Here is a 23,688-nt window from a genome sequence, read left to right as displayed (position 1 = left end):
GGAGCGGCGGGGGCATGACGGCGTGCCATGCAGGTCGGTCGATGTGACAGACTCGCCGCTCGGCATCTCTCGATGTCCGCAGCGAGGGGAGGACCCATGCGCCCGAGGCACCGCGCCGCCGGCGTCGCCGCGCTGGCACTGCTGCCGCTGTCCCTGCTCGGCTGCGGGATCGGCGGCGACGACGACGCGGGCGACGGCCCCGCGATCGGGCGCGCCCCCGCCGAGGAGGCGGCCACCAAGTCCCGCGAGCGGGTGCAGGCCTACCTCGACGCGATGGCCGCCAAGGACGTCGCGGCCGGCCGCAGCCAGCTCTGCGCGCCGATGCAGCAGGCCTTCGACGCGGCGGCCACCGGCCCGAACGGGGACTTCGCCGACCACTTCGAGGTGCCCAAGGCGGCCATCACCGACGTGCGCCCCGGCCCGCGCGGGCAGGAGGTCAGCGCCTCGGTGACCGTTTCGGTCGGCGCCCGGGACGTGCCCCGGTCGCTGCTGTTCACGGTCACCCGCAGCGGCGCCGACTGGTGCATCTCCGGCGAGACGCTCGGCGGGCACACCCCGGAGCCGTCGGTCAACCCCTGACCCTCCCATCTGCCGGAACCGTCACCCTCGACGGCCGGTCACCCCGACCGTCGCCGTACGCTTTCCCTCATGCGCCATGAGTGGCATCAGCTGAGCTACCCCGCCGTGAGCAGCCCCGGGCTGCAGACCAGCCGACCCACCGTCGACTCCGCCGAGGACGCGGCCCTCGGCCTGGACCGCTGGCGGGACCTGCCCCGGGCACAGACCCCGCCCTGGCCCGACCCGGCGCAGGTGGCCGAGGTCTGCAAGGTGCTCGACGTCGTACCCTCGGTGGTCGCGCCCTACGAGGTCGACCAGCTCCGGCAGCGCCTGGCGCTGGTCTGCGAGGGCAAGGCGTTCCTCCTCCAGGGCGGCGACTGCGCCGAGACCTTCGCCGACAACACCGAGAGCCACCTGCTGGCCAACGCCCGCACCCTGCTCCAGATGGCGATCGTGCTGACCTACGGCGCCTCGCTGCCGGTGGTCAAGGTCGCCCGGGTCGCCGGCCAGTACACCAAGCCTCGGTCCCTGCCGACCGACGCCCGTGGGCTGCCCGCGTACCGCGGCGACATGATCAACGCGCTGGAGGCCACGCCGGAGGCGCGGATCGCCGACCCGCAGCGCATGATCCGGGCGTACGCGAACTCGGCCGCCGCGATGAACATGCTCCGCGCGTACCTGGCCGGCGGGCTGGCCGACCTGCACGCCGTGCACGACTGGAACAAGGGCTTCGTCAAGAACTCGCCGGCCGGCGAGCGCTACGAGGCGATCGCCCGGGAGATCGACCGGGCGCTGGCCTTCATCCGCGCCTGCGGGATGACCGAGGACGAGGCGCTGCGTACCGTCACCCTCTACTGCTCCCACGAGGCCCTGGCCCTGGAGTACGACCGGGCGCTCACCCGGGTCTCCGACCGCCGGGCGTACGGGCTCTCCGGGCACTTCCTCTGGATCGGCGAGCGGACCCGGCAGCTCGACGGGGCGCACATCGACTTCATCTCCCGGATCGCCAACCCGATCGGCGTCAAGCTCGGCCCGACCACCACCCCGGACGAGGCCATCGAGCTCTGCGAGAAGCTCAACCCGGACAACGTCCCCGGCCGGCTCACCCTGATCAGCCGGATGGGCAACCACAAGGTCCGCGACGCGCTGCCGCCGATCGTGGCCAAGGTGACCGCCGCCGGCGCCAAGGTCGTCTGGCAGTGCGACCCGATGCACGGCAACACCCACGAGTCGTCCAACGGCTACAAGACCCGACACTTCGACCGGATCGTCGACGAGGTGCTCGGCTACTTCGAGGTGCACCGCGGCCTGGAGACCCACCCGGGCGGCCTGCACGTGGAGCTGACCGGCGAGGACGTCACCGAGTGCCTCGGCGGCGCCCAGGGCATCGAGGACCTCGACCTGCCCGATCGGTACGAAACCGCCTGCGACCCGCGACTGAACACCCAGCAGTCGCTGGAGCTGGCCTTCCTGGTGGCGGAGATGCTGCGTGGCTGACTTTGTCGATCTTCGTTCGGACACCGTGACCCGGCCCACCGTCGGGATGCGGGAGGCGATGGCCACCGCCGAGGTCGGCGACGACGTCTACGGCGAGGACCCGACGGTCGCCGCGCTGGAGGCCGAGGTCGCCGCGCTCTTCGGGCACGAGGCGGCGCTGTTCGCCCCGACCGGCTCGATGGCCAACCAGATCGCCCTCCAGCTCGTCGTGCCCCCCGGTGACGAGCTGCTCTGCGACGCCGACGCGCACGTCGTCACGTACGAGATCGGCGCCGCCGCCGCGTACGGCGGGATCTCCTCGCGGACCTGGCCGGCGGTCGGCGCGGACATCGACCCGGACCTGGTCGCCGGCATGGTCCGGCCCGACGGCTACTTCGCGGTGCCCACCCGGGCGATCGCCGTCGAGCAGACCCACAACCGGGGCGGCGGCGGGGTGATCCCGCTGACCACCCTGCGCGAGCTGCGCCGGGTCGCCGACGACCACGGGCTGGCGCTGCACTGCGACGGCGCCCGGATCTGGCACGCGCACGTCGCCGACGGGGTGCCGCTGGCCGAGTACGGCGCGCTCTTCGACACGCTGTCGGTCTGCCTCTCCAAGGGCCTCGGCGCCCCGATCGGCTCGCTGGTGCTCGGCAGCGCCGAGAAGATCGACCGGGCCCGGTTCATCCGCAAGCGGATGGGCGGCGGCATGCGCCAGGTCGGCGTCCTCGCCGCCGCCGGCCGGTACGCGCTGGCCCACCACGTCACCCGGCTCGCCGAGGATCACGCCAAGGCCGCCCGGCTGGCCGAGGCGGTCGCCCCGTTCGGGGTGCTCGCCGCGCCGGTCCGGACGAACCTGGTCCCGCTGGACCTGACCAAGCACCCGCTGGACGCGAAGGCCCTGGCCGCCGCCGCCCGTGCCGAGGGCCTGCTGGTCTCGGTGCTCGGCCCGCGCACCGCCCGCCTGGTCACCCACATGGACGTCGACGACGCCGGGATCGACCGCGCAGTGGAGATCCTCCCCCGCCTGCTGCGCGCCTGACCCCCGCCCGCGCCCACCTCAACCTCGTTGATCAAGAAGTTTGCGTCAGGATCCGGCCCGGAACTGACGCAAACCTCTTGATCAACGAGGCGAGTCGGGTGGGTCAGGGGTGGAGGCGTTTGAGGGTGGCGATGTCGGCGGCGTGGCCCTCGTGCTTCTCGGTGGGGGTCTCCACCACCACGGGGATGCCTGCGGTGGCCGGGTGCGCCATCAGTTCGGCGAACGCGGGCTCGCCGATGCTGCCCTTGCCGATGTTCTCGTGCCGGTCCCGGGTGGAACCGCACAGGTCCTTGGAGTCGTTGGCGTGCACCAGCCGCAGCCGGTCCGCCCCGACGGTCGCCACCAGGGTGTCCAGCGTCGCCGTCATGCCGCCCTCGGCGGCCAGGTCGTGCCCGGCCGCCCACGCGTGGCAGGTGTCGAAGCAGACCCCGAGCCCGGGGTGCCGGTCCACCGCGTCCAGGTAGGGGCCCAGGTGCTCCACCCGCGAGGCCAGCGAGCGGCCCCCGCCCGCGCTCGGCTCGACCAGCAGCATCGGCCCGCCCGCGGCCGCCGCCTCGTCCAGCAACGGCAGCAGCGTCTCGCGGACCTGCCGCATGGCGGCCTCGGCGTGCCCCGCGTCGACGGCGCTGCCGGCGTGGAACACCACGCCCCGGGCGCCGATCGCCCGGCCCCGGCGCAGCGCGTGCGCCAGGGTCTCCGCCGACCGCTGCACCGTCGCCGCCGTCGGGGAGCCGAGGTTCACCAGCAGCGAGGCGTGGATGAAGACCGGGACAGCCCGCTCGGCGCAGCCGTCCCGGAACAGCGCGTCCTGGGTCGGGTCGCCGGCCGGCAGCGCCCAACCGCGCGAGTTGGAGACGTAGACCTGCACCACCTCGGAGCCGGCCGCGTCGACGTACGGCAGGGCCGCCCGGGCCAGTCCGCCCGAGGTGGGGGTGTGTGAGCCGACGGGTCGCATGGTCACAGGCACCCGATGGTGACCGGCGTGGCCGGCGGCACCGGGGAGTTCTCGGGCGGGTTCTGGAACCGGACGATCCCGTTCGGGTTGAACTGCACGGTCACCGGGAAGCCCTGGCTCTCCAGCTGCTGCTTGGCCTGCGGGCACGGCAGGTCGACCACCCGAGGCATGATCACCTGGGCCGGGCCCTTGCTGACCTCGAGCCGGACCTGGGCGCCCTTCTCGACCCCGGCGCCGTTGGCCGGGCTCTGCCCGAGGATCTCGTCCTTCGGCTTGTCCGAGTCCTTGTACGTCTCCACCGGCACCAGGCCGAGCTGGGCCAGCGTGGCCCGCGCCTCGTTGACGTTCTTGCCGAGCAGGTTCGGCACCGAGATCGGCGCCCGGCCCTTGCTCAGGATGAGGGTGATCTTCGTGCCCGGCTTCACCTCGGCGCCGACCTTCGGGTTGGTCTCCAGCACCACCCCGGCCGGCAGATTGTCGTCGTAGCGGGGGGTGCCCTTGACCACCAGCAGCTTCGCGCCGGTCAGATCCACCTCGGCCAGCTCGAACTCCTTGCCCACCACGTCCGGCACCGGGAACCGCTCCGGGCCCAGCGACAGGGTGAGCGTGATGGTGCCACCCTTGAGGATCTTGGCGGCCGAGACCGGATCCTGCGCCACGACGCTGTCCCGGGGGGTCTTCTCGTCGTAGCGGGGCTCGGCGTAGACCAGGGTGAAACCGGCCCGGTCCGCCTGTGCCTGCGCCTCGGCCTTGCTCAGGCTCACCAGTTCCGGGGCGACCGTGTAGCGACCCACCCCGACCCACCAGCCGCCCAGCGCAGCGAGCAGGCCGAGCGCCACCACCGCGGCGGCGATTGAGAGCCGGCCGCGCTGGCTGCCCATCAGCCGGGTACGCAGCGCGGCGAACCGGGCCCCGAGGTCCGACTCCGGGGCGGCCCGACGGCGGCGCGGCCGCTGCTGGCCCCCCTCGGGCAGCCGCGCCCAGGCGGGCCGTGCGGCCGGGTGGACGGCCGCCACGACCATGGTCGGCTGGGCCACCGCCGAGGTCTCGTCGCCCACCGGGCGCAGCACGGCGGTGTGCGTGTTCGGGTTGCCCAGGTCGTCCCGGGCCACCTGCACCTCGGCCAGCAGGGCGCCGGCGTCGGTCGGGCGGGCGCCGGGGTCGCGCCGGGTGGCCCGCGCGACCAGGTCGTCGAGCGCCTTGGGCAGCGCGGGCACCAGGGTCGACGGGGCCGGTACGTCCCGGTCGACGTGCTGCCAGGCGACGTCCACCGGCCGGTCCCCGTCGTACGGGACCCGCCCGGTGAGCATCTCGAACAGCACGATGCCGGCCGAGTAGACGTCGGTGCGCGGGTCGGCGTGCCCGTCGGTGACCAGCTCCGGCGCCACGTACGCGACGGTCGCCATGAGCTGGTTGCCGTCTTCCTCCTCGGCGCTGGCCTCGACCGCGCGGGCCAGGCCGAAGTCGGCGACCTTCACCACGCTGTCGACGAGGTTCGCCACGCCGCCGGTGGGCGCCTCGGCGACCAGCACGTTCTCCGGCTTCACGTCCCGGTGGACCAGCCCGGCCCGGTGCGCGGCGGCGATCGCGGCGAGCATCTGCTCCATGATCGCCAGCGCCTCGTCCGGGTTGAGCCGGCGCCGTTCGGCCAGCACGTCGCGCAGGGTGCGGCCGCGGACGTACTCCATCACCAGGTACGGCAGCCCGCCGTGGGTGCCCTGGTCGTAGACCGCCACCACGTTCGGGTGGGTCAACCGGGCGATCGTCTTCGCCTCGTCGGTGAACCGCGCCATGAACCCGGCCGTCCGGCCGCGGGCCTCCGGCGCCTGGGTCGGGTGAATGATCTTGACCGCCACGGTGCGCTCCAGGCGCTCGTCGGTGGCGGTGTACACGGTCGCCATCCCGCCGCGCGCGACGCGCCCGCGAATGCGGTAACGCCCGTCGAGCAGCGAGCCCAGCAACGTGTCGGCGACCTGTGTGTCCATCGGCAGGCAGTCTATGTGTCCGGAGGGTGAAGGTTGAACAGGATGCTACAGCCGGGGCGCGATCCGGTCCGTCCCGCAGCGCTGTCGCAGGCCACCCGGGGTGCCGCTGCGCCCGGGCCGGAGCGACGTGGCAGGGTGGTCGGGTGACCGATTCCGTACCCGCCGACCAGGCTTCCGGCGCCGCTCCCGCCGGCCCGACCGACCCCGCCGCCTGGCTGACCCTGCCCGACGTGGCCGAGCGCCTCGAGCTGTCGATCAGCAAGGTCCACCAGATGATCCGCGACCGGGAGCTGATCGCCGTCCGCCGCGACGGCGTCCGCCAAATTCCCGTCGACCTGGTGGCGAACAAGACGGCGCTCAAGCACCTGCCCGGCGTCCTGAACCTGCTGGCCGACGCCGGCTACGACGACGAGGCCGCCCTGCGCTGGCTCTACGAGCCCGACGACACCCTCTCCGGCGGCACCGCCGCGGCCACCCTCGGCGGCGACCACGCCCGCGAGGTCAAACGCCGCGCCCAAGCCCTCGGCTTCTAACCCTCTCCGGGCCCCAACACCCCGTTGATCATGAAGTTGTTGCCACCGGCGCCAGCGTGTCGGGGCAACAACTTCATGATCAACTCAGGCAGGGGGGTCAGTCGGCGCGGCGGGTGGCGGCGATGGCGAGGTCGACCAGAGCCTGGCGGGCCTCGGTGTCCAGGTCGACCGTGGTCAGCGCGGCCAGTGCGGCGTCGGTGAGGGTGACGATCCGCTGCTCGGTACGGGCCAGCGCGCCGCTGGCGCTGATCAGCTCCCGCAGCCGCGCCACCCCGGCCTCGTCCAGCCCTGGATCGCCCAGCTGGCCGAGCAGCAGCTCCCGACCGGCGTCGTCGGTCGCCTCCACGGCCGCCGCCACCAGGTAGGTGCGCTTGCCCTCGCGCAGGTCGTCGCCGGCCGGCTTGCCCGTCTGCGCCGGGTCACCGAAGACCCCCAGCACGTCGTCGCGGAGCTGGAACGCCTCGCCCAGCGGCAACCCGTACGCCGAGTACGCCGCCCGTACGTCCGCCGACGCCTCGGCCAGCGCGGCGCCGAGCAGCAGCGGCCGCTCGACCGTGTACTTGGCCGACTTGTACCGGGCGACCTTGCCGGCCCGCTCCAGCGAGGTGTCCCCGGTGACCTGGGTCAGCACGTCCAGGTACTGCCCGACGGTGACCTCGGTGCGCATCTCGTCGAAGACCGGCCGGGCCCGGGCCACCGTCCGCGGCTCCAGGCCGGCGGAGTGCAGCAGCTCGTCCGACCAGACCAGGCAGAGGTCGCCGAGGAGGATCGCCGCCGCGTCGCCGAACCCGTCCGGGTCGCCGCCCCAGCCGGCCGCCCGGTGCCGGGCGGCGAACCGCCGGTGCACCGCCGGCTCGCCGCGACGGGTGTCGGAGCGGTCCATCAGGTCGTCGTGGATCAGTGCGCTGGCCTGCACGAACTCCAGCGCCGCCAGCGCGGTCACCACGTGGTCGGAGTCGACCCCACCGGCGCCCCGGTACCCCCAGTAGCCGAACGCCGGGCGCAGCCGCTTGCCGCCGCCCAGCACGAACGCCTCGATCGCCTCGGCGACGGGCACCAGCGCGTCGTCGACGCCGGTCATCCAGGTGCGCTGGTTGGCCAGGAACTCGGCCAGGGCCTTGTCGACGCGCTGACGCAGACCGGCGCGGTCGACGGGGGAGACGGGAGCAGCGTGGGTCACGTACCGACGCTAGCCGGTCGGGGTTGGCCGCGTCCCCCCACCGGGTCGGCGCGTCGCGCCCGCCCCGCCCGACGTGCCGCCCCGCCGCCCCGGCGCGGGCGGTCGGGAGGGGGCGGTGGCCGGGCCGCGGGGCAGGAAGCCGCGGGCGTCGGCGAGCAGCGCGGCGTAGCGGCGTACCGCCGGCTCGGTGCGGTGCGCGGCCAGCCGGCGCTCCAGCTCGACCAGCGGGGTCGCGGCCCGCGCCGACCCGGCGCGGACCGCGTCCAGCAGCGCGGCCCCGGCCACCGCGCAGGCCTGCTCCACCTCGCCGAGCTGAAGCAGGCCGCGGGCCAGCCAGCCGCCGTAGACCGCCGCCCGGCGGGGCCGGCCACCGCGCCGGGCGGCGCGCAGCAGCGGCAGGGCCGGCCGGGGCCGGCCGAGCGCGACCAGGGCGCGGCCCGTCATCGCCGCCAGCTCGGTGTCGTCGAGCCAGTAGAGCCAGGCCGGCTCGGCGCCCGGCTCGACCGCGCCGGCCGTCCGCCGCGCCGCGTCCAGGGCCTGGCGCGCGGCCCGGGCCCGCCCGCCCAGCGCGGCCGCCAGCGCCACCCGGTGCAGCAGCAGCGCCCGCAGCCCCGGACCGGCCGACCGCCGGGCCCCCGCGTACGCGGTGCGGGCCAGCAGCAGCGCGCCCTCCGGGTCGCCGGCCCCGGCCAGCAGATGGCTGGCCGACCCGAGCACGTGCCCGGCGAGCGCCGGGTCACCGGCCGCCGCGGCGGCCCGCAGGCCGAGCCGGTAGGCGTCCAGCCCGGCGGTGGGCTCGCCGGCGTCGGCGTGCAGCCACCCGGCGAGCTGGGCCGTCTCGGCCAGCACCGGCAGCAGCCGCCGCCGCTCGGCCGGACCCGCCCCGGCCAGCGCCCGGACCGCCCGCCGCAACCGGTACGCCCCGGCCGGGGCCAGGTCGGCGCCGCCGGTGAGATCGTCGAGCCGGCGCAGCTCGGCCAGCTCGCCGGGGCCGGCCGGCCCGCCCGGATCGGACCGGCCGGTTGCTCCCGCCGGGGCGGACCGGTGCGCCGCCGGCGCGACCAGCAGCGGAGCGTGCGGGTCGGCCACCCAGCGTTGGGCCAGCGCGAGCAGGGCCGACCGGGACCGGGAGCCGCCCGCGCCCACCGGGCCGTGGTGCCGGCTGCGCCCGGCGGCCTCGACCAGCAGCCCGGCCGGCGCGTCGAGCACGAGGGCGAGCCGGCGCAGCCAGCGGTCGCCCGGCACCCGGGCCTGGCGCTCCCAGCGGGAGATCTCGTGCCGGGTCACGGTGGCCGCGCCGGAGGCGGCGCAGAGCTCGGCGGCGAGCCGCTGCTGACTCCAGCCGCGGGCCAGCCGCAGCTGGGCGATCAGCGGCCCGAGCAGGCGCGGGTCGGGCGGGGTCATCGGTCCTCCGGTCGGGCGTCGGCGCGGCGACGCCGGCCGCCCCGCGGGACGGGACCGGCGCGCCGTCGGTCGGTGCTGACCCCCGCGCGTGCCCCCGGGCGCCGGCCCCGACCGGCGCCACCCGCGCTGGCTCCTTCCTACCCCGGGGGTACGACGTCGCGTCGGACCCGCCGTGCGTCGCCGCGCCGAGCGGCCCGCCGGCATTCGGCGACCGCCGTCGATACCGCGATGGGAAGATCGTGGGTCGGCGGGCCGGCGCCCGCTAGAGTCGGGTCGTGGCGCTCGGTCTTCCCTCCGTCCTCCCCAATCCCCAGCCGGCGATCGGGGAGCTGATCCGTGAGCGCCAGCCGACCTTCTCCTTCGAGTTCTTCCCGCCCAAGACCGCTGAGGGCGAGCGGCTGCTCTGGCAGGCCATCCGGGAGCTGGAGTCGCTGCGGCCCTCGTTCGTGTCCATCACCTACGGCGCGGGCGGGTCGACCCGGGACACCACGGTGGCGGTGACCGAGCGGATCGCCACCGAGACCACCCTGCTGCCGATGGCCCACCTGACCGCGGTCAACCACTCGGTCGCCGAGCTGCGCAACGTCATCGGCCGGCTGGCCGGCGTCGGGGTGCGCAACGTGCTCGCCGTGCGCGGCGACCCGCCGGGCGACCCGGGCGGCGAGTGGGTCCGCCACCCCGAGGGCGTGCTCTACGCCGAGGAACTGGTCCGGTTGGTCCGCGACGCCGGGGACTTCAGCGTCGGCGTGGCCGCCTTCCCCTACAAGCACCCGCGCTCGACGGACGTGGCCAGCGACACCGCGCACTTCGTCCGCAAGTGCCGGGCCGGCGCCGAGTTCGCGATCACCCAGATGTTCTTCGACGCCGACGACTACCTGCGGCTGCGGGACCGGGTCGCCGCCGCCGGCTGCGACACCCCGATCCTGGCCGGCGTGATGCCGGTGACCCAGATCGGCACCATCGAGCGGTCCGTGCAGCTGTCCGGGGCGCCGTTCCCGCCCGCCCTCGCCGAGCGCTTCGAGCGGGTGGCCGACGACCCGGAGGCGGTGCGCCGGCTCGGCATCGAGCAGGCCAGCGAGATGTGCGCCAAGCTGCTGGACGAGGGGGTGCCGGGGATCCACTTCATCACCCTCAACCGGTCCACCGCGACGCGGGAGGTCTGGCGCAGTCTCCAGGCCGGCGCCCGGGTGTGAACGCGGGCACCCCGCCACCTGAACCACGCCACGACGGTTGACCGATGGTGGGCACACAGCTGAAGTGGGACGACTACGCGACCGCCTGGGCACGGCTGCACGGCGGTTTCGACCCGCGTGCCGCCGCGCCGGTGGTCCGGGCCTGGCTGCGCTTCGCCTACCACGTGGGATACATCCTGGGCCGGCTCCGGATCACCCCGACCGCGGTGACCGTCGCCGGCGTGCTGCTCTGCCTCTGCGTGCCGCTGTTCTCCGTCCGGTCGGTGGACGGGCCGATCCTGGGCGCGCTGTTCGTGCTGCTCGCCTCGGTGGCGGACAGCGTCGACGGGGCGGTGGCGGTGGCCACCAACCGGACCACCCGCCTCGGCTACGTCTACGACTCGCTCGCCGACCGGCTCGGTGAGGTCGCCTGGCTGGCCGCGTTCTGGCTGGTCGGCGCGCCGGGCGCGCTGGTCGTCGCCGGCGGCGCGCTGTCCTGGCTGCACGAGTACGTCCGGGCCCGCGCGGTCGCCGCCGGGATGCGCGACATCGGCGCGGTGACCGTGGGGGAGCGCCCGACCCGGGTCTGCGTGGCCCTGGTGGGGCTGCTGCTGGCCGGCTTGACCGGCCTGATCGACCCGGACCTGGCCGCCGGCACCATCACCATGGCCACCGCCGTCTGGGTGCTGCTGGCCGGGTTCGGCCTGGGACAGTTGCTGTCGACCGTGCGCCGCGCCCTGATCGACGCCGGCTGACCCGCTCGTCGCCCACCGCCTCGCGGCGCGTTACCAGGCGGGGCCGATCTCCTCGGCGACGATCTGCGCGGAGAGGGTCACCATCGGCAGGCCGCCGCCGGGGTGGCTGGAGCCGCCGACCAGCCAGAGCCCGTGGACCGGACCCCGGTTGGCCGGGCGCAGCAGCCCGCCCGCGGTGCCGTAGATCGTGCCGCCCGGCGCGCCGGTCGCCGCGTCCAGGTCGGCCGGGGTACGCACCTCCCGGAACACCAGCCGGTCGCGGACGTCGACGCCCCGCTCGGCGAGCACGTCGAGGATCCGGTCGGCGTACGCCTCGGCGAGCCCCGGCCGGCGCCAGTCCACCGCCCCGGCGGCGGTGCCGTGGCGGGCGGCGTTGACCAGCACGAACCACGACTCGTGCCCGTCCGGGCGGACCATCGGGTCGTCGGCGACGGTGACGAAGACGGTCGGGTCGGTCGCCGGCCGGGCCCGTACGCCCCGCCCCGGGTCGCCGAAGACCGCGTCGAACTCGGCGTCGTAGTCGCGGGGGAAGAACACGTTGTGGTGGGCCAGCCCGGAGTCGCCGCGTACCCCGAGCAGCAGCACGAAGCCGGCCAGGCTGCGGTCGGTCAGCCCGGCCAGCCGGCGGGGGCTGGGCAGCAGGTCCCGGTAGAGGGTGAGCGCGTCGGTGTTGGCCACCACCACGTCGGCGGGGACGGGCGCGGCGGCCCCGGCGAGGCGTACCCCGTGCACCCGGCCGCCCGCCGCGTCGATCCGGGTGACCGTGGCGCCGGTCTGCACGACCACGCCGAGGTCCAGGCAGCGCGACAGCAGTGCGTCGGCCAGGGTGCCCAGCCCGCCGCGCAGGTACCAGCCGCCGAAGGTCAGCTCGGCGTAGGGGACGGCGACCAGCGCGGCCGGGGCGCGGCGCGGGTCGGCGCCGGTGTAGGTGGCGTACCGGTCGAGCAGCATCCGCAGCCGCGGGTCGGACAGCTGCGACCGGCCCAGCCCGCGCAGGCTGCGGCCGGGACCGATGGCGGCCAGGTCGCCCAGCCGCCAGGCCAGCGCGGCGAGGTCGCGCGGCGAGCCGACGGCCCGGCGCAGGATGTCCCGGTGCGAGGCTTCCCAGACCCGGGCGGCCCGGCGCCACAGCCGCTGCCAGTCGGCGGCCGCCCGGTCGCCGAGGGCCGCGCCGATCCGGGTGGCGAACTCGGCCGGGTCGGCGCAGGAGTCCAGCGCCGGCCCGCCGCCGGGAAAGACGTGCCGCACGATCGGGTCCAGCGGCACCAGGTCGAGGTACTCGTCGAGCTTGGCCCCGGTGGCCTCGAACAGGTCGTGGAAGACCTGGGGCAGGGTGAACAGGCTGGGGCCGGTGTCGAAGTGGAACGAGCCGGCCGGGGTGTGGTGCGCGTACCGGCCGAGCTTGCCGCCGACGGTGTCGGCGCGTTCGAAGACGGTGACCTCGTGCCCGGTGACGGCCAACCGGGCGGCGGCGGCCAGGCCGCCCACCCCGGCGCCGACGACCACGATCCGCGCCATGCCGCGTCCTCCTAGCTGACCGGGCGGCCCCGCCAGGACAGACGTCGCCGCTTCCGCAGATGGTACGACCGCAGAGTCAGCCAACCGAGGACCACGACCGACACGGGGTGTGCCAGCGCGTCGGGCCAGGCCCGCCCACCGGTGGCCCGGGCGCTGAGCACCCGCCCGGCGACCCCGAGCAGGTAGCCGGCGGTGGCGAGCGCGGCCACCACCGGCGCGCCGGCAACCAGCGCCGCGACGGCGACCAGCGGGGGAGCGGTGTAGAGCAGGAGCAGCAGGGCCACCACGACCGCCGCTGCGGCCGGGTGACCGAAGGAGGCCCAGAGCGACTTGGTGTAGCCGTCGCGCAGCTGCGGCCAGTCCTCGTACATCCGGCAGGCGGCCAACCGGGAGCCGTCGGCGAGGGCGATCCGCCCGCCGGAGCGCTTGACCGCCCGGGCCAGCTCGATGTCCTCCAGCACCTTGTCGGCCACCGCGGCGTGCCCGCCGGCCCGGTCGTAGCCGGCCCGGTCCACCACCAGGAACTGCCCGCCGGCGGCGGCCAGCGACGGCCGCGGCGAGCGTTCCATCGCGCGCAGCGGCAGGAAGGTCAGCCACAACCACTGCAACAGCGGCTGCACCAGCCGGTCGGCCGCCGTCCGCACCACGATCCGGGGGTACGGCGACAGCAGCGTCGCCCCGGCGGCGCGCAGTTCGGTGACCGCCGCCGCGACCGCGTACGGGGTGAGCACCACGTCGGCGTCGACGAACACCAGCGCGGTGGCGGCCGGATCGGCCCGGCCGGCGAGCTGGTGGCAGGCGTGCGGCTTGCCCAGCCAGCCCGGCGGCGGGGTGACCCCGGTGAGCAGGGTGACCCGGGGATCGTCCCCGGCCACGTCGCGGACCACGTCGGCGGTCTCGTCGGTGGACCCGTCGTCGAGCACCACGATCCGCAGCCGCGGCACTCCCTGCTGGGCGAGCAGCGACCGCAGGCAGGGCGTGAGCCGGGCCGCCTCGTCGCGCAGCGGCAGCAGCACCGCCACCGGCTCGGTGACCTCGACCGGCCCGCCGGCGGGTCGGCGCAGCCAGCGGCCCGCGTTGATCCCGGTGTGTGCGGTCAGCGTGGCGAGCGCGAGGACCAGGGCGAGGACCGCCGCGCTCATGCGGTGGCGTCGACGCCGGGACGCGCCGGTCGGCGGGGTGCCCGCCGGTCGTCGCCGTGCCGGCGGGCGCGGACCAGCGTCACCGCCAGCGGCACCGCCGCCACCGCCATGCCGGCCGCGCCCCAGGCCGCCGAGGCGGGCAGGTCGAGGAAGACCGCGTGGGCCAGCACGCTGGAGAAGTACGTCCACAGGTAGAGCGCGAACATCGGGTCGTCCCGGGAGTCGGTGACCGCGACGGACGGCCCGGCCAGCGGGCGCAGCGCGCTCATCAGCAGCACCGCGAAGAGCAGCCAGCCCAGGTAGTTGCTGACCGGGATGCCGGGCAGCCCGGGCAGGGCCGGGTCGGCGTCGCGCCACACCCAGTAGCCCTCGGCCACCATCTGCGGGTCGAGGAAGAGGTCCCAGGCGGCCAGCCCGACGGCGGCCAGCGCGATCCGCCCGGGCCCGGACGAGGTCAGCCGGACGGCGGCCAGCCAGGCGGGCCACGCCATCCAGGTCCAGGCCAGCGGGATGATCAGCGGCACCCCGGCCAGCTTCGGACCGAGTTCGCCGGAGTAGTCGTAGCTGCCGAACGGGAAGCCGGTGGCGACCCCGAGGGCCTCGATCGCGAAGCCGCCGCCGGTGGCCACCGCGACCAGCGCCCCCGCCGTACGCGGGCCGCGGCGCAGCAGGGCGTGGCCGACCGCGAGCAGGTAGCCCAGCAGCACGGTGGCCACGGTCAGCCGGGCCCGGGTCGTGCCGGTGGTGAGCGGGTAGCAGATCTGGGCGAGGACGAGGACGGCCAGCAACGCCCAGGGGGCTCGCCGTCGGATCACGGCGCGGCCGGGCCGGACCGGACGGTGGCGGCCGGGTCGGCGACGGCCAGCGGCAGGTCCCGGCCGAGCACGCCGAAGGGCCGCTCGTCGCCGGGGAAGTGGAAGTGCCGCAGCACGTCGACGAAGCCGAACCGCCGGTACAGCCGCCAGGCCCGCGAGGTCTGCTCGTCGGCTTCGGGGGTGGACAGCAGGGTGGTGGTGCCCTCGGCGAGCGTGAGCAGGGCGGTCAACTGTCGGGTGCCCAGGCCGTGCCCCTGCGCCGGTGGCCGGACGTGCAGCTCCACCACCTCGAAGCAGTCGGTCAGCCAGCGCCGGCGGGCCTCCGGGTCCAGTGCCCGGTGCACCTGGTCGTGCCACCACTGCCCGGGCGCGCCCAGGTAGCCGTACCCGAAGCCGGCCAGCCGGCCGTCGGTGGTGAGGCTGGCGACGGCGCGGAAGCCGGGGCGGCGCACGTGGGTGGCGATGTAGCCGCGGCGGGCCTCCAGCAGGTCGGCGCGGTAGTTCATCGCCTCCCCGTAGACGGCGACCACGTCGTCCAGCCGCCGGACGAGATCGTCCGGCGTCCACCGCACCAACCTCATGCGTGTCCCTTCACCGTTGCCGCGTCGCCGTCGGCGACCCACCCCAGCACCGTCCGGTCGCCGACCACGTCGCGCACCTCGAACCGCGCGAAGAGCTCCTCCGCGTACCACCCCTCGGTGGGGGTGCGGCTGATCGCGGCGCGGTGCTCCGGGTGACGGTACGCGAACGCCACGAGGTCCGCGGGATCGCGCCACACGCTGACCGTGCCCTGCCAGCCCAGCGGGGCCTCGCCGACGCCGAACCGGGCGAGCAGCCCGGGCGCGGCGTGCAGCGCGGCGGCCACCGGGGGAATCGCCGTCCAGAAGGTGGCCGCCCGGCGGGGCCGCAGCCGGGCCCGGGTGAGCGCCAGCACCGGTCCGCCGACCCGGCCGCCGGGCGGGTCGCCGAACGGGCGCCGGCCGGACCACTCGCCCCGGCTGCTCACCGGGCGCAGGTCGACCCGGACGGCGGCCCGGGCGATCCGGGCCCAGCCCCGGCCGACCGGGGAGGCGTCGAAGCCGTCGGCGGCGGCGGGGGAGTCCCAGACGGCCAACGCCGCCCACCGGGTCAGGTCGGCGTCGCCGGGCCCGAAGCCGGTGCCGGTCCCCGTGCCGAGCAGCTTGCCGAACCGTACGCCGGGAGTGGCGCGCAGCCGGCGCGGGTCGAGCGCCATCCGGGTGAGCGCCCGGGGCAGCGCGGCCCGGGAGACCCGCCACACGTGCAGGGTGACCAGCTCGGGAACGGTGTCGCCGGCAGTCGCCCCGCCGGACTCGCTCACGCCACCTCGGTCGGGATGCCGACGGTGATCCGCAGCAGGTCCGCGTACGTGCTGGGGAAGACCGCCTGGGGCACCCCGCCGGCCGCCCAGATCTCGGCGTACTCCTGCAGGGCGGTGTCGACCAGGGTGCGCAGCGGGCGGGGGTGGCCCACCGGGGCGACCCCGCCGATCACCTGGCCGGTGTGTTCCCGGACGAACTCCGGGGTGGCCCGGCGCAGCCGGGTGACCCCCAGCCGGGCGGCCAGCTCGGCGGTGTCCACCCGGTGCGCGCCGGAGGTCAGCACCAGCAGTGGCTCGCCGTCGGCCTCGAAGACCAGCGAGTTGGCGATGGCGCCGACGTCGACGCCGAGCGCCGCGGCGGCCGCGGCCGCGGTGTGGACCGCCTCGGGCAGCAGGCGGACCAGGCTGGGCGCGCCCGCGCTGTCGCGTGCGTCCGCGCCGTCCAGGGCCGCCTGCACCGCCTGCACGTTCGGATGTGGCTGCATGCCCCCATTCTTCCCGGTACGCCCCGGCGCGGTGGAGCCGGTTGGGTCCGGTCGGCGTGGCGGGTGCCGTGCGCGGCGGGCGGCATCCGGTGGAGCCGACCGGTCCGGCCGATGTGGCGGGTGTCGGCGGCGGTCGCCGGGCGGCCGGTGCGCGGGTCCACGAGACGATCTCCGCGATCCCCGCGAGACGGCGGCACGCCGGACGCCACACGTTGCGTTTTCGTCGGAGGGAGGGTGTACTGTCAGAGCAGTTAGAACGAGTGTTCGATTGAGTCGTACGCCCGTTCCAACGCCCGGGAGCGGTGTTTCGCGGCTCCGGCTTCCGGGAGAGGTGCGGTTTCGCGGACCGCACCGGGTTCCGGGCAGTCGCGAGCCCGGTCCCGTCAAGGCAGGATCGTCGTCCGCCGCCCACGACCCCCGGGCGGCGGACGACGAACCCGCCGGTTCGCCGGCCGGGTGTGGTGTGGGGAAGCGTCCACACCCGGCCGGCCCCCATCCGGTGCGTCTTCCTCCGCACCACCCGCTCCGGGCGCCCGCCGACGGATCCCTTCCGCCGCGCGTCGCGCCCGCCCCGGTCACGCGGAGGAGACAGTCATGCCGACCAACCCGGCCCAGGCACCGACGGTGCCCGCGCACGTGCTGCCGCACCGCACCCCGGCCCAGCTCCTCGCGGTGGCCCGGATCGGGCTCAGCGAGGCCGCCCAGACCCGCCCCGACGGGCTGCGCTACGCCGCCGCCCACCTCGCCGCGCTGCGCGCGGCCGCGGCCCTGCTCGCCGCCCGCGCCCGCCCCGCCCCCGCCCGACGCCACCGGATCACCAGCGTCTGGGTCCTGCTCTCCACGGTCGCCCCCGAGCTCGACGAGTGGTCCGCCTACTTCGCCGCCGGCGCCGGCAAGCGGGCCGCCGCCGAGGCGGGGATACCTCGCGTGGTGAGCGCCCGGGAGGCCGACGACCTGCTCCGGGCCGCCGAGCAGTTCGTCTCGGTGGTGGAGACCGCGCTCGGCCTGGCCCACCAACCGACCCTCGACGGCCTCGCCGCCTGACCCGGCACCGCCCGGGTCCCCCGCCGGGCACACCCGGCGTCCCATCCGACAGCGACACCTGATCCAGCAGAAACACGACGGGGGGTTGGTCCCAATGGCGGGCCGCATGGTGGTCGGTTCCGCCGCACTGGCCGATCTGGTGCGCCCGGCGAGCGCACCGGACCCGGCCGGCGGCCACCGGGTGCTCCCGGTGGCGCCCGAGCTGACCGGCCTGCTGCCCAACCGCGGGCTGCGCCGGGGCAGCACGATCGCGGTCTCCGCCGGCCAACCCCGACGCAGCGGCGGCACCTCCCTGGTCCTGGCGCTGCTCGCCGAGGCGTCCCGGGCCGGCTCCTGGTGCGCGGTGGTCGGGGTGCCGACCTTCGGGGCCGGCGCGGCCGCCGAGATCGGGATCGCGCTGGACCGGCTCGCACTGGTGCCCGACCCCGGCCCGGAGTGGCCCACCGTCGTCGCGGCGCTGATCGACGGGGTCGACGTGGTGGTGACCGCCGTGCCGCAGACCGTCTCCGCCTCGGTCGCCAACCGGCTCGCCGCCCGGGCCCGGCAGCGCGGCAGCGTGCTCGTCCCGTACGGCCGGTGGGACGGCGCGGACGTCACCCTCCAGGTGGTCCGCGGGGTCTGGGAGGGGCTGGGGTCGGGCCGGGGCCGGCTGCGCCGCCGCGAGGTGACCGTGTCGGCGCGCGGGCGCGGCGCGGCCGCCCGCCCCAAGGAGATCAAGGTCTGGCTGCCCGGTGACGGGCTCACCCGGGTCATCCCCCGGCCGGCGACCGGGGGCGGCGTCGGCCGCCCCCGGCGCGGCGCGCTCACCGTGGTCGGGTCCGCGTGACCGGCACGCCGGTGCGCACCCTGCTGCTCTGGTGTCCGGACTGGCCGGTCATCGCCGCCGAGATCGTCGACGGGGTGCCCGCCACCGGCCCGGTCGCCGTGCTGCACGCCAACCGGGTGGTGGCCTGCTCCGAGCAGGCCCGCGCCGAGGGGGTGCGGCGGGGCCTGCGCCGGCGGGAGGCGCAGGGGCGCTGCCCGCAGCTGACCGTCGTCGACCACGACCCGGGGCGGGACGCCCGCGCCTTCGAACCGGTGGTCGCCGCCGTCGAGGAGGTCGTCGCCGGCGTCGAGGTGGTACGCCCCGGCGCCTGCGCGGTGGCCGCCCGGGGCCCCAGCCGCTACCTCGGCGGCGAGGAGGCGGCCGCCGAACGGATCGTCGAGCAGGTGGCCCAGGCCTGCGCGGTGGAGAGCCAGGTCGGCATCGCCGACGGGGTCTTCGCCGCCGGGCTGGCCGCGCGCGCCGGCCGGGTCGTACCGCCGGGCGGGACGCCGGAGTTCCTGACCGGGTTGCCGGTCGAGGCGCTCGGCCGTCCCGCGCTGGCCGACCTGCTGCGCCGGCTCGGCGTGCGTACCCTCGGCGACTTCGCGGCGCTGCCCGCCGGCGACGTGCTGGCCCGGTTCGGCCTCGACGGGGCGCTGGCCCACCGGCTCGCCGCCGGGCGGGACGACCGCCCGCTGGCCGTCCGGCAGCCCCCGGTCGACCTGGCGGTGACCGCCGACCACGACGAGCCGCTCGACCGGGTCGACGCGGCCGCCTTCGCCGCCCGCGCGCTCGCCGAGCGGCTGCACGACCGGCTCGCCGCGCACGGGCTGGCCTGCACCCGGCTCGGCATCGAGGCGGTCACCGCGCACGGGCAGGAGCTGCACCGGGTCTGGCGGCACGACGGCCTGCTCACCGCCGCGGCCATCGCCGACCGGGTCCGGTGGCAGCTCGACGGCTGGCTCTCCGGCAGCACCGGCCGGGCCGGTGCCCGCCCGGCCCGGCCGACCGCCGGGATCGTCCGGCTGCGGCTGGTCCCCGACGGGGTGCTGGCCCAGGCGGGGCTGCAACCCGGCCTGTGGGGGGAGACCGGCGAGGAGCGGGAGCGGGCGCACCGGGCGTTGAGCCGGGTGCAGGGCATCCTCGGCCCGGAGTCGGTGGTCACCGCCGTGCTCGGCGGCGGTCGCTCCCCGGCCGACCAGACCCACCTGGTCCCCTGGGGCGACGAACGGCTCCCGGCCCGCCCCGGCCCACCCCCGCTGCCCGGCGAGCCGGCCCCGGACGCCGACCGGGCCGTCGGTGCGGGCCGTGCCACGGGCGCCGGTGGGGATCACGGCGCGGGCACCGGTGGCGTCGAGGGTGGCGGGGGTGCCCAGCGGGTCGCCGGCGAGGGTCGTGCCGTGGCACCCCGCCGGGCCGCCGGTGGGGGTCGGGCTACGAGCACCGGCCGGGTCAACAGTGGTGCCGCCGGCGGCGGGGGGAGCGCCGTTCCGCCGTGGCCGGGCCGGCTGCCGCCGCCCGCACCGGCCGTGGTGCTGCCCACCCCGCTCGCCGCGTCCGTGCACGACGCCGCCGGCGAGCCGGTCGTGGTCAGCGCGCGCCTGGCGGTGAGCGCCGCGCCGGCCCGGCTGGCCGTCGGCACGGCCCGACCGGTCGAGATCGTCGGCTGGGCCGGCCCGTGGCCGGTGGACGAGCGCTGGTGGGCGCCCGCCGAGGCCCGGCGCCGGGCCCGGTTCCAGGTCTGCCTGGCCGACGGCGCCGCCCTGCTGCTGGCGGTCGAGGCCGGCCAGTGGCTGGTGGAGGCGATCTATGACTGAGCCGGTCCCGTCCGGCCCGGGGCGGTTCCCTCGCGGAGCTGGCGCCCCCGATCGGTCGGTCCGCTCCGTGTCGGGGGCGGATGCCCCGGTGAGCGATATGACTGTCAGGCATATTTATGACTGTCAGGCATATCGCCCACCGACCCTTTCGTCGGTGGAGCCGGCCGTCGGGGTCCGGTCGCCCGCGGGGGCGGCCAGATGAGCTTCCACAACCCCAAGCTGCCCTGGTCCGAGCTGGAACGGGTGCTCTCCGGGCGACCCGGCGGCGGGTCGGGCGGCGGCGGCGGCGGGAGGCCACGGGGTGGGCGGTCGCGCGAGGAGCGGCACCTGCACGTGGTCGACCCGCTCGCGGTCGACGCCGACGGCGGCGACGCCCCGGCCTGGAGCCGCAAGCGCCAGCAGTACGAGGCGCCCGAGCTGCCCCACCCGGACGGCACGGTGCCCTACGCCGAGCTGCACGCGCACACCAACTTCAGCTTCCTCGACGGCGCCAGTCATCCCGAGGAGCTGGCCGAGGAGGCCGCCCGGCTGGGGCTCACCGCGCTCGCCGTCACCGACCACGACGGCTTCTACGGCGTGGTCCGCTTCGCCGAGGCGGCCCGCGCGCTGCACCTGCCGACGATCTTCGGCGCCGAGCTCTCCCTCGGGCTGCCGGGCCCGCAGAACGGCGAGCCCGACCCGCACGGCGCGCACCTGCTGGTGCTCGCCCACGGCCACGAGGGGTACGCCCGGCTGGCCACCACCATCGCCCGCGCCCAGCTGCGCGGCGGGGAGAAGGGCCGCCCGGTCTACGGCGAGCTGGAGGAGGTCGCCGCCGAGCTGCGCGACCACGTGCTGGTGCTGACCGGCTGCCGCAAGGGGCACGTGCCGGGCGCGCTGCTCACCGAGGGCGTCGACGCGGCGGCCCGCGAGCTGGACCGGCTCACCGCCCTCTTCGGCGCCGAGACGGTGGCGGTGGAGCTGACCGACCACGGCCACCCGGTCGACGCCGACCGCAACGACGCCCTCGCCGAGCTGGCCGCCGCCGCCGGGCTGCCCACGGTGGCCACCAACAACGTGCACTACGCGACCCCGGCCCGGCGCCGGCTCGCCACCACCCTGGCCGCCGTCCGGGCCCGACGCAGCCTGGACGAGATCGACGGCTGGCTGCCCGCCGCCGCCACCGCCCACCTGCGCAGCGGCGCGGAGATGGCGGCGCGGTTCGCCGCGTACCCGGGATCGGTGGCCCGGGCCGCGGAGTTCGGCGCCGAGCTGGCCTTCGACCTCCAGCTCGTCGCGCCGCAGCTGCCGGCGTACCCGGTGCCGCCGGGGCACACCGAGATGAGCTGGCTGTGGCACCTGACGATGCAGGGCGCCCGGGAGCGCTACGGCCCGCCCGAGGCGCACCCGGAGGCGTACGCGCAGCTGGAGCACGAGCTGAAGATGATCGAGGAGCTGGGCTTCCCCGGCTACTTCCTGGTGGTCTACGACATCGTCACGTTCTGCCGTGAGCAGGACATCTACTGCCAGGGCCGGGGCTCGGCGGCGAACTCGGCGGTCTGCTACGCGCTGCGGATCACCAACGTGGACGCGGTCCGGCACCGGCTGCTCTTCGAGCGCTTCCTCGCCCCGGAGCGCGACGGCCCGCCCGACATCGACGTGGACATCGAGTCCGACCGCCGGGAGGAGGTGATCCAGCACGTCTACACCCGGTACGGCCGGGAGCACACCGCGCAGGTCGCCAACGTCATCTCGTACCGGCCCCGCTCGGCGGTGCGGGACGTGGCCAAGGCGTTCGGCTTCTCACCCGGCCAGCAGGACGCCTGGAGCAAGCAGATCGACCGGTGGGGCTCGGTGGCGTCGGTCGACGTCGAGGACATCCCCGAGCAGGTGGTCGCGTACGCCAACGAGCTGCAGACGTTCCCCCGGCACCTGGGCATCCACTCCGGCGGCATGGTGATCTGCGACCGGCCGGTGATCGAGGTGTGCCCGGTGGAGTGGGGCCGGATGCCCGGCCGCAGCGTGCTCCAGTGGGACAAGGACGACTGCGCCGCCGTCGGCCTGGTCAAGTTCGACCTGCTCGGCCTGGGCATGCTCTCCGCGCTGCACTACGGCTACGACATGATCGGGATGACCCTCGACCTGGGCGACATGACGCTGGACGACCCCGAGGTCTACGACATGCTCTGCCGGGCCGACTCGGTCGGGGTGTTCCAGGTGGAGAGCCGCGCCCAGATGGCCACCCTGCCCCGGCTCAAGCCCCGCGAGTTCTACGACCTGGTGGTCGAGGTGGCGCTGATCCGGCCCGGCCCGATCCAGGGCGGCTCGGTGCACCCGTACATCCGGCGCAAGAACGGCCAGGAGCCGGTGACCTTCCCGCACCCGCTGATGCGCAACGCGCTGGAGAAGACCCTCGGCGTGCCGCTGTTCCAGGAGCAGCTCATGCAGCTCGCGATCGACCTGGCCGGCTTCGACGCGGCCGGGGCCGACCAGCTGCGCCGGGCGATGGGGTCCAAGCGCTCGGTGGAGCGGATGGCGCAGATCGCCGACCGGCTCTACGCCGGGATGGCCGAGCGGGGCATCACCGGCGAGCTGGCCGACGACGTCTACCGCAAGCTCACCGCGTTCGCCAGCTACGGTTTCCCGGAGAGCCACGCGATGAGCTTCGCCTACCTGGTCTACGCCAGCTCCTGGCTCAAGCGCTACCACCCGGGGCCGTTCCTGGCCGCGCTGCTCAACGCCCAGCCGATGGGCTTCTACTCGCCGCAGACCCTGGTCGACGACGCTCGCCGGCACGGCGTGGAGGTACGCCGGCCGGACATCAACGCCAGCGGGGCCAAGGCGGTGCTGGAGTCGACGCCGGAGACCCGGTGGGGGAGCCAGCCGGGGGAGCCGCCGCACGCCTGGGGGCTGGGCGGGCCGGCCGTCCGGCTCGGGCTCGGCAGCGTGCGTACCCTCGGCGAGGACGTGGCCGAGCGGATCGAGGCGGAGCGGGCGGCGCGCGGGCCGTACCGGGACATGCCGGATGTGTCCCGGCGGGTCGGGCTCACCGCCGCGCAGCTGGAGGCGCTGGCCACCGCGGACGCCTTCGCGTGCTTCGGGCTGACCCGGCGGCAGGCGCTCTGGGCCGCCGGCGCGGCGGCCCAGGACCGGCCGGGCCGGCTGCCCGGCACGGTGACCGGGACGGCCGCGCCCACCCTGCCCGGGATGGAGGCGGTGGACCGGCTGGTCGCCGACGTCTGGGCGACCGGGCTGTCCCCGGAGAGCCACCCGGCCCGGTTCATCCGCGACCGGCTCGACGCCCTCGGCGCGGTGCCGATCGCCCGGCTCGGCCGGGTGGAGCCGGGCCGGCGGATCCGGGTCGGCGGGATCGTCACCCACCGGCAGCGGCCCGCGACCGCCGGTGGGGTCACCTTCCTCAACCTGGAGGACGAGACGGGGATGCTCAATGTCACTTGCTCCCCGGGGCTGTGGCAGCGCTACCGTCGAATCGCCCGCACCAGCGCGGCGTTGGTGGTGCGAGGCCGGTTGCAGCGGCACGAGGGAGTCACCAGCCTCACCGCGGACCGGCTGGACGCCATCGAGCCACCGGTCAGCCCGGCGTCCCGAGATTTCCGCTGATTCCAGTGATCCACATTACGGTTTCCTCGGACGCCAGGCGGGAGACTGCCGGCACGTGCGGGC

General features: G+C 76.0%; 20 protein-coding genes. 10 read left to right on the top strand and 10 right to left on the bottom strand.

Annotated elements, in window-relative coordinates; genetic code table 11:
- Positions 1-96 precede the first annotated feature (96 nt).
- The 3 genes from FHX75_RS29865 (at position 97) to FHX75_RS29855 (ending at position 3,076) form a co-directional block, all read left to right on the top strand.
- On the top strand, positions 97-579 hold the full coding sequence (locus tag FHX75_RS29865; protein WP_154943913.1) for a hypothetical protein: 483 nt from the start codon (positions 97-99) through the stop codon (positions 577-579).
- A gap of 69 nt (positions 580-648) precedes the next feature.
- Positions 649-2,055, top strand: coding sequence for a class II 3-deoxy-7-phosphoheptulonate synthase (locus tag FHX75_RS29860; RefSeq protein ID WP_154943912.1), 1,407 nt, complete (start codon positions 649-651; stop codon positions 2,053-2,055).
- Positions 2,048-3,076 carry a threonine aldolase family protein gene (locus FHX75_RS29855; protein ID WP_154943911.1) on the top strand — a complete coding sequence of 343 codons (1,029 nt, stop codon included), beginning with the start codon at positions 2,048-2,050 and terminating at the stop codon, positions 3,074-3,076. The genes FHX75_RS29860 and FHX75_RS29855 overlap by 8 nt, the downstream gene beginning before the upstream one ends.
- A gap of 103 nt (positions 3,077-3,179) precedes the next feature.
- Here the strand turns inward: FHX75_RS29855 and FHX75_RS29850 are convergent, their stop codons facing one another.
- On the bottom strand, positions 3,180-4,031 hold the full coding sequence (locus FHX75_RS29850) for a deoxyribonuclease IV (RefSeq protein ID WP_154943944.1): 852 nt from the start codon (positions 4,029-4,031) through the stop codon (positions 3,180-3,182).
- A gap of 2 nt (positions 4,032-4,033) precedes the next feature.
- The gene (gene pknB, locus FHX75_RS29845) at positions 4,034-6,016 is read right to left on the bottom strand and encodes a Stk1 family PASTA domain-containing Ser/Thr kinase (protein WP_154943910.1); all 1,983 of its coding nucleotides are present in this window, start codon (positions 6,014-6,016) and stop codon (positions 4,034-4,036) included.
- 143 nt (positions 6,017-6,159) lie between these two features.
- On the opposite strand from pknB, the gene FHX75_RS29840 reads away from it, so the two are divergent.
- Complete coding sequence (locus tag FHX75_RS29840) at positions 6,160-6,549, top strand: Rv2175c family DNA-binding protein (protein WP_154943909.1); 390 nt, start codon at positions 6,160-6,162, stop codon at positions 6,547-6,549.
- A gap of 97 nt (positions 6,550-6,646) precedes the next feature.
- On the opposite strand, the gene FHX75_RS29835 is transcribed toward FHX75_RS29840, so the two are convergent.
- Both FHX75_RS29835 and FHX75_RS29830 read right to left on the bottom strand, forming a co-directional pair.
- Complete coding sequence (locus FHX75_RS29835; protein ID WP_154943908.1) at positions 6,647-7,729, bottom strand: polyprenyl synthetase family protein; 1,083 nt, start codon at positions 7,727-7,729, stop codon at positions 6,647-6,649.
- 9 nt (positions 7,730-7,738) lie between these two features.
- A complete protein-coding gene (locus FHX75_RS29830) occupies positions 7,739-9,133 on the bottom strand; it encodes a helix-turn-helix domain-containing protein (protein WP_211364640.1) in 1,395 nt (464 codons plus the stop codon).
- 275 nt (positions 9,134-9,408) lie between these two features.
- Between FHX75_RS29830 and metF the strand changes: the two genes are divergently transcribed.
- Both metF and FHX75_RS29820 read left to right on the top strand, forming a co-directional pair.
- Positions 9,409-10,326 carry a methylenetetrahydrofolate reductase [NAD(P)H] gene (metF, locus tag FHX75_RS29825; protein ID WP_154943907.1) on the top strand — a complete coding sequence of 306 codons (918 nt, stop codon included), beginning with the start codon at positions 9,409-9,411 and terminating at the stop codon, positions 10,324-10,326.
- A gap of 44 nt (positions 10,327-10,370) precedes the next feature.
- Positions 10,371-11,060 carry a CDP-alcohol phosphatidyltransferase family protein gene (locus FHX75_RS29820; protein ID WP_154943906.1) on the top strand — a complete coding sequence of 230 codons (690 nt, stop codon included), beginning with the start codon at positions 10,371-10,373 and terminating at the stop codon, positions 11,058-11,060.
- Positions 11,061-11,090: 30 nt separating this feature from the next.
- On the opposite strand, the gene FHX75_RS29815 is transcribed toward FHX75_RS29820, so the two are convergent.
- The 6 genes from FHX75_RS29815 to FHX75_RS29790 are packed head-to-tail and all read right to left on the bottom strand — an operon-like array spanning position 11,091 to position 16,359.
- On the bottom strand, positions 11,091-12,578 hold the full coding sequence (locus tag FHX75_RS29815) for a phytoene desaturase family protein (RefSeq protein ID WP_154943905.1): 1,488 nt from the start codon (positions 12,576-12,578) through the stop codon (positions 11,091-11,093).
- Between the two features lie 11 nt (positions 12,579-12,589).
- Positions 12,590-13,720, bottom strand: a complete 1,131-nt coding sequence (locus FHX75_RS29810) for a glycosyltransferase family 2 protein (RefSeq protein WP_154943904.1) — start codon at positions 13,718-13,720, stop codon at positions 12,590-12,592.
- A complete protein-coding gene (locus tag FHX75_RS29805) occupies positions 13,717-14,532 on the bottom strand; it encodes a carotenoid biosynthesis protein (RefSeq protein WP_154943943.1) in 816 nt (271 codons plus the stop codon). Before FHX75_RS29805 ends, FHX75_RS29810 begins: the two co-directional genes overlap by 4 nt.
- Positions 14,532-15,116 (bottom strand): GNAT family N-acetyltransferase, encoded by a 585-nt coding sequence (locus FHX75_RS29800; protein WP_154943903.1) that lies wholly within the window; start codon positions 15,114-15,116, stop codon positions 14,532-14,534. The genes FHX75_RS29805 and FHX75_RS29800 overlap by 1 nt, the downstream gene beginning before the upstream one ends.
- Positions 15,113-15,874 carry a monooxygenase gene (locus tag FHX75_RS29795; protein WP_154943902.1) on the bottom strand — a complete coding sequence of 254 codons (762 nt, stop codon included), beginning with the start codon at positions 15,872-15,874 and terminating at the stop codon, positions 15,113-15,115. Before FHX75_RS29795 ends, FHX75_RS29800 begins: the two co-directional genes overlap by 4 nt.
- The gene (locus FHX75_RS29790; protein WP_154943901.1) at positions 15,871-16,359 is read right to left on the bottom strand and encodes a YbaK/EbsC family protein; all 489 of its coding nucleotides are present in this window, start codon (positions 16,357-16,359) and stop codon (positions 15,871-15,873) included. Before FHX75_RS29790 ends, FHX75_RS29795 begins: the two co-directional genes overlap by 4 nt.
- Positions 16,360-16,953: 594 nt before the next feature.
- On the opposite strand from FHX75_RS29790, the gene FHX75_RS29785 reads away from it, so the two are divergent.
- The 4 genes from FHX75_RS29785 to FHX75_RS29770 all read left to right on the top strand — a co-directional run bounded on the left by FHX75_RS29785 (position 16,954) and on the right by FHX75_RS29770 (position 23,625).
- Entirely contained in the window at positions 16,954-17,403 is a 450-nt protein-coding gene (locus FHX75_RS29785) for an SAV_6107 family HEPN domain-containing protein (RefSeq protein ID WP_088961099.1), read from the top strand.
- A 94-nt stretch (positions 17,404-17,497) separates the two neighbouring features.
- Positions 17,498-18,229, top strand: coding sequence for a hypothetical protein (locus FHX75_RS29780; protein ID WP_154943900.1), 732 nt, complete (start codon positions 17,498-17,500; stop codon positions 18,227-18,229).
- A complete protein-coding gene (locus FHX75_RS29775) occupies positions 18,226-20,025 on the top strand; it encodes a DNA polymerase Y family protein (RefSeq protein WP_154943899.1) in 1,800 nt (599 codons plus the stop codon). The genes FHX75_RS29780 and FHX75_RS29775 overlap by 4 nt, the downstream gene beginning before the upstream one ends.
- 198 nt (positions 20,026-20,223) lie before the next feature.
- Entirely contained in the window at positions 20,224-23,625 is a 3,402-nt protein-coding gene (locus tag FHX75_RS29770; protein WP_154943898.1) for an error-prone DNA polymerase, read from the top strand.
- The last annotated feature ends 63 nt before the right edge of the window (positions 23,626-23,688 follow it).

The sequence above is a fragment of the Micromonospora palomenae genome (assembly GCF_007829925.1).
GTDB classification, from domain to species: Bacteria; Actinomycetota; Actinomycetes; order Mycobacteriales; family Micromonosporaceae; genus Micromonospora; species Micromonospora purpureochromogenes.
This window is presented reverse-complemented; position numbering and strand designations above follow the sequence as displayed.